Origin of the sequence: Bradyrhizobium sp. SHOUNA76 (genome assembly GCF_023006445.1) — a bacterium.
Classification (GTDB): domain Bacteria; phylum Pseudomonadota; class Alphaproteobacteria; order Rhizobiales; family Xanthobacteraceae; genus Bradyrhizobium.
The window spans coordinates 1-4,422 of the sequence record NZ_JALBHA010000511.1; the positions used below are offsets into that span (position 1 = coordinate 1).

General features: G+C 64.6%; 5 protein-coding genes. 4 read left to right on the forward strand and 1 reads right to left on the reverse strand.

What is annotated here, in order from left to right:
* On the reverse strand, positions 1-307 hold a 307-nt coding region (locus tag MOV74_RS32120; RefSeq protein ID WP_246931019.1), incomplete at its 3' end, for a LysR family transcriptional regulator.
* Positions 308-409: 102 nt separating this feature from the next.
* Here MOV74_RS32120 and MOV74_RS32125 point away from each other — a divergent pair.
* From MOV74_RS32125 to MOV74_RS32140, 4 genes are all read left to right on the forward strand, one after another.
* Positions 410-1,906, forward strand: coding sequence for a CoA-acylating methylmalonate-semialdehyde dehydrogenase (locus tag MOV74_RS32125; protein WP_246931020.1), 1,497 nt, complete (start codon positions 410-412; stop codon positions 1,904-1,906).
* A gap of 117 nt (positions 1,907-2,023) precedes the next feature.
* Complete coding sequence (locus MOV74_RS32130; RefSeq protein ID WP_246931021.1) at positions 2,024-3,169, forward strand: isobutyryl-CoA dehydrogenase; 1,146 nt, start codon at positions 2,024-2,026, stop codon at positions 3,167-3,169.
* Positions 3,166-4,233 (forward strand): enoyl-CoA hydratase/isomerase family protein, encoded by a 1,068-nt coding sequence (locus MOV74_RS32135; protein WP_246931022.1) that lies wholly within the window; start codon positions 3,166-3,168, stop codon positions 4,231-4,233. Before MOV74_RS32130 ends, MOV74_RS32135 begins: the two co-directional genes overlap by 4 nt.
* A 25-nt stretch (positions 4,234-4,258) precedes the next feature.
* On the forward strand, positions 4,259-4,422 hold a 164-nt coding region (locus MOV74_RS32140), incomplete at its 3' end, for an NAD(P)-binding domain-containing protein (protein WP_246931023.1).

Here is a 4,422-nt window from a genome sequence, read left to right on the forward strand (position 1 = left end):
CGCCGATCCGCACCGTCCCGGTGAGCCGCGCCACGGAGCCGCCGACCTGCTCCTGGTTGGCGACGATGGTCGATTCCATGGCTTCCGCGCTGTCGGCGACGCGCTGGCCGGCCTCGGTGAGGAGATAGCCGGTCTTGCGCCGGTCGAACAGCTTTGCCGAGAGGTGCTTCTCCAGCCGGTCGACGCGGCGGATCACCGTGGCATGGTCGACCCCGAGCTGTTTTGCCGCAGCCGAGACCGAGCCGCCCCGCACGATGGCCAGCACGAAGCGGAAGTCGTCCCAATCGATAGCGCCTTGATCCAGCATTTTCGCACATCTATGGTGCATTATCTCAGACTTGAATCCCAATAAATGCAGGTCGATAGGATTTGTCAAAGCGTTCAAGCTCGGCCTCAAGGAGATCATTCCATGCGTTCAGTCGGACATTTCATCGGTGGCAAGGAAGTAAAGGGCACGTCGGGCCGGACGGCAGACGTCTTTGAGCCGATGACCGGTGACGTCCAGGCCAAGGTCGCGCTGGCGTCCAAAGCCGAGGTCCGCGCTGCCGTCGAGAACGCCCGTGCCGCGCAGCCGGAATGGGCCGCCACCAACCCGCAGCGCCGCGCCCGCGTCATGATGAAATTCGTCGAGCTGGTGCAGCGCGACTACGACAAGCTCGCCGAGCTGCTGGCGCGCGAGCACGGCAAGACCGTGCCCGATGCCAAGGGCGACATCCAGCGTGGCCTCGAAGTCGCCGAATTCGCCTGCGGCATCCCGCATCTGATGAAGGGCGAGTACACCGAAGGCGCCGGCCCGGGCATCGACATCTATTCGATGCGGCAGGCGCTCGGCGTCGTCGCCGGCATCACGCCGTTCAACTTCCCGGCGATGATCCCGATGTGGAAGTTCGCGCCTGCGATCGCCTGCGGCAACGCCTTCATCCTGAAGCCGTCCGAGCGCGATCCCGGCGTGCCGATGCTGCTAGCCGAGCTGATGATCGAGGCGGGCCTGCCCGCCGGCATCCTCAACGTCGTCAACGGCGACAAGGAAGCGGTCGACGCCATCCTCGACGATCCCGATATCAAGGCCGTCGGCTTCGTCGGCTCCACGCCGATCGCGCAGTACATCTATGAGCGTGCGGCGCAGACCGGCAAGCGTTGCCAGTGCTTCGGCGGCGCCAAGAACCACGCCATCATCATGCCCGACGCCGACATGGACCAGGCGGTCGACGCGCTGATCGGCGCGGGCTACGGCTCGGCCGGTGAGCGCTGCATGGCCGTGTCAGTCGCCGTTCCCGTCGGCAAGTCCACCGCCGACCGCCTGATGGAAAAGCTGATCCCGCGCGTCGAGTCGCTCAAGATCGGTACCTCGATCGATCCGTCGGCCGATTACGGTCCGCTGGTGACGCGCGAGGCGGTCGAGAAGGTCAAGGGCTACATCGACATCGGCATTAAGGAAGGCGCCACGCTCGCCGTCGATGGCCGCGGCTTCAAGATGCAGGGCTACGAGAAGGGCTTCTATCTCGGCGGTTCGCTGTTCGACAACGTCACCAAGGACATGCGGATCTACAAGGAAGAGATCTTTGGCCCCGTGCTCTCGGTCGTGCGTGCGCACGACTACAAGGAAGCGCTGGCGTTGCCGTCGGACCATGACTACGGCAACGGCGTTGCCATCTTCACCCGCGACGGCGACGCCGCGCGCGACTTCGCGGCCAAGGTCAACGTCGGCATGGTCGGTATCAACGTGCCGATCCCGGTGCCGATCGCCTATTACACCTTCGGCGGCTGGAAGAAGTCGGGCTTCGGCGATCTCAACCAGCACGGCCCGGACTCGGTCCGCTTCTACACCAAGACCAAGACGGTAACCTCACGCTGGCCGTCCGGCGTCAAGGAAGGTGCGGAATTCTCGATCCCGCTGATGAAGTAAGTTCCTCGGCTGTCATTGCGAGGAGCCCTTGCGACGAAGCAATCCAGCATCTTTCCGCGGAGACGGTCTGGATTGCTTCGCTTCGCTCGCAATGACGAGAAAAATGAGCAGCCCAGCATGCAGTTCGCTCTGAACGAGGATCAGATCGCAATTCGCGACATGGCGTTGGCGTTTGCGGCGGAAAAGATCGCGCCGCACGCGTTGCGCTGGGACGAGGAGAAGCATTTTCCCGTCGACGTGATGCGCGAGGCGGCAACGCTCGGCATGGGCGGCATCTACATCCGCGACGACGTCGGGGGATCCGCGATGACGCGGTTCGACGCGGCGCTGATCTTCGAGGCGCTGGCGACGGGCTGCCCGACCACCTCGGCCTTCATCTCCATCCACAACATGGCGAGCTGGATGATCGATGCCTTCGGCAGCGACACCCAGCGCCACACATGGCTGCCAAAGCTTTGCACCATGGAGCTGATCGCGAGCTATTGCCTGACCGAGCCGGGAGCCGGCTCGGACGCCGCAGCGCTGCGCACCCGCGCGGTGCGTGATGGCGATCATTACGTCCTCAACGGCCAAAAGCAGTTCATCTCAGGGGCTGGCGGCACCGATCTGCTGGTTGCGATGGTGCGCACCGGCGGCGATGGCCCCGGCGGCATCTCGACCCTCGTCATCGACGGCAAGACGCCCGGCGTCTCCTTTGGCGCCAACGAGCGCAAGATGGGCTGGAACGCGCAGCCGACCCGCGCCGTCATGTTCGAGAACGCGCGCGTGCCGGTCGCCAATCGCCTCGGCGAGGAGGGCATCGGCTTCAAGATCGCGATGGCCGGCCTCGACGGCGGCCGCCTCAACATCACGGCGTGCTCGCTTGGTGGTGCGCAGACCGCGCTCGACAAGGCGCGCGCCTACATGAAGGAGCGCAAGGCGTTCGGAAAGCGGCTCGACGAATTCCAGGCGCTGCAATTCCGCCTTGCCGACATGGCGATCGAGCTCGAGGCTGCTCGCACCTTCCTGTGGCGCGCTGCCGCCGCGCTGGATCGCAAGGACCCTGATGCCACCATGCTGTGTGCGATGGCCAAGCGGTTCGGCACCGACGTCGGCTTCGAAGTCGCCAACCACGCCCTCCAGCTCCACGGCGGCTATGGGTACTTGAGCGAATACGGCATCGAGAAGATCGTGCGCGATCTGCGCGTGCACCAGATCCTTGAAGGCACCAATGAAATCATGCGGCTGATCGTGGCGCGCAAACTGATCGAGGGCGCGCGATGAATGCAGTGGAAGAGGGTGATCTCATCGTTCGTCGCGAGGGCGCGGCGGGCGTGATCCGCCTCAACCGCCCCAAGGCGATCAACGCAATGACGCTGGAGATGTCCATCGGCATCGACGCGGCGCTCGACACGTTCGAAACCGATCCTGATGTCGCCGCGATCATCCTGGAAGGCGCCGGCGAGCGCGGCCTCTGCGCCGGCGGCGACATTCGCGGCCTCTGGGAGAGCTCGCGCGAAGGCGGCGATCTCGGCGCGCGGTTCTGGCGCCAGGAATACGTCATGAATGCGCGGATCGCGAAATATCCGAAGCCGTATGTGGCGTTCATGGACGGCCTCGTGATGGGCGGCGGCGTCGGGCTGTCAGGCCATGCCAGCCATCGTGTCGTCACCGATCGCACCAGGTTGGCCATGCCCGAGGTCGGGCTCGGCTTCTTCCCCGATGTCGGCGGCACCTGGCTGCTGTCGCGCTCGCCCGGCGAGATCGGCACTTATTTTGGCCTGACCGGCCAGACCATGAACGGCCCCGACGCGATCCACGCAAAGTTCGCGGATGCGGTTGTGCCGGCGGCTGAATGGCCGGAGCTGCGCGAGGCGCTCACGAAAGTTCGGAAGGGCGTGACCGCAGCCGATGTCAGCAAGCTCATCAGCGGTTTTGAGACCGGGGAGACCGCGGGGCCGGTGGCCGCAAAGGAGCCTGCGATCGATGCATTGTTCGGTTTCGATCGCATGGACGACATTTTTGCTGCGCTGAAACGGGACGGCTCGGAATTTGCGCTGGCCACGCTGAAGACGCTCAACGAAAAATCTCCGCGGGGCATGGTGGTGACGCTGAAGCTGTTGCGGCTCGCGCGAACCGCCTCAAGCCTGGAGGAGTGTCTGGTGCGCGAATATCGGGCTGCGCTGGAAGTCTTCCGCAGCGACGACTTTCGCGAAGGCGTGCGCGCCGCCGTGATCGACAAGGACCGCAATCCGAGCTGGTCGCCGCCACGGATCGAGGATGTGACGCCGCAGATGCTTGCGCCGTATCTCGCCGAGATCGGCGCCGACGAGCTGAAGTTCAGCTAACAACACGACAGCGGAGGAAACGACAATGGCCACGATCGCATTCATTGGTCTGGGCAACATGGGAGGCCCGATGGCGGCCAATCTGGTCAAGGCCGGCCACAAGGTGGTGGCGTTCGATCTCGTCGAGGCCTCGCGCGCGCAAGGCGAGGTGACGCACGGCAAATTCTACCAATGTAGCGAGCGCGCCTT